Raw genomic sequence first — 1154 nt, 5'->3', positions numbered from 1 at the left:
GTAAACGTAGGTACAATCGGCCACGTTGACCACGGTAAAACGACATTAACAGCAGCAATCACTAACGTACTTGCAAAAGTATACGGCGGTGTTGCTAAAGATTTCGCATCAATCGATAACGCTCCAGAAGAGCGCGAGCGTGGTATCACAATCTCAACTTCACACGTTGAGTACGATACACCAACTCGTCACTACGCACACGTAGATTGTCCTGGACACGCCGATTATGTTAAAAACATGATCACTGGTGCTGCTCAAATGGATGGCGCTATCTTAGTAGTAGCTGCGACTGACGGTCCTATGCCACAAACTCGTGAGCACATCCTACTTTCTCGCCAAGTTGGCGTTCCTTACATCGTTGTGTTCATGAACAAATGTGACATGGTTGATGATGAAGAGCTACTTGAGCTAGTAGAAATGGAAGTTCGTGAACTTCTTTCTGAATACGACTTCCCAGGTGATGACTTACCACTAATTCAAGGTTCTGCACTTAAAGCACTTGAAGGCGAAGAGCAATGGGAAGCTAAAATCATTGAGCTTGCAGAAGCACTTGATTCTTACATTCCAGAGCCAGAGCGTGACATCGATAAGCCATTCATCATGCCTATCGAAGACGTTTTCTCAATCCAAGGTCGTGGTACTGTTGTAACTGGCCGTGTTGAAGCTGGTATCATCAACGTGAATGACGAAGTTGAAATCGTTGGTATCAAGGACACTACTAAGTCTACTTGTACTGGTGTTGAGATGTTCCGTAAGCTTCTTGACGAAGGTCGTGCTGGTGAGAACATTGGTGCACTTCTACGTGGTACTAAGCGTGAAGACGTTGAACGTGGTCAAGTACTAGCTAAGCCTGGTTCAATCAAGCCACACACTACATTCACTTCAGAAGTATACGTACTTTCGAAAGATGAAGGTGGTCGTCATACTCCATTCTTCAAAGGTTACCGTCCACAGTTCTACTTCCGTACAACTGACGTAACTGGTGACGTACAGTTACCAGAAGGCGTAGAAATGGTAATGCCTGGTGATAACGTTAAGATGACAGTAACTCTAATCGCGCCAATCGCGATGGACGAAGGTCTTCGTTTCGCTATCCGTGAAGGTGGCCGTACTGTTGGTGCTGGTGTTGTTGCAACTATCGTTGAGTAATCAAC

1 protein-coding gene is annotated in these 1154 nt (G+C 45.4%); it reads left to right on the top strand.

Translation table 11 applies throughout. The annotated features are described in order from the left end of the window. Window positions 1-1149: elongation factor Tu (gene tuf / locus BW139_RS18125; RefSeq protein ID WP_036933995.1), on the top strand; the 1149-nt coding region annotated here is incomplete at its 5' end. Window positions 1150-1154 lie beyond the last annotated feature (5 nt).

Origin of the sequence: Pseudoalteromonas sp. SK18 (genome assembly GCF_001974855.1) — a bacterium.
Taxonomy (GTDB): domain Bacteria; phylum Pseudomonadota; class Gammaproteobacteria; order Enterobacterales; family Alteromonadaceae; genus Pseudoalteromonas.
This window is presented reverse-complemented; position numbering and strand designations above follow the sequence as displayed.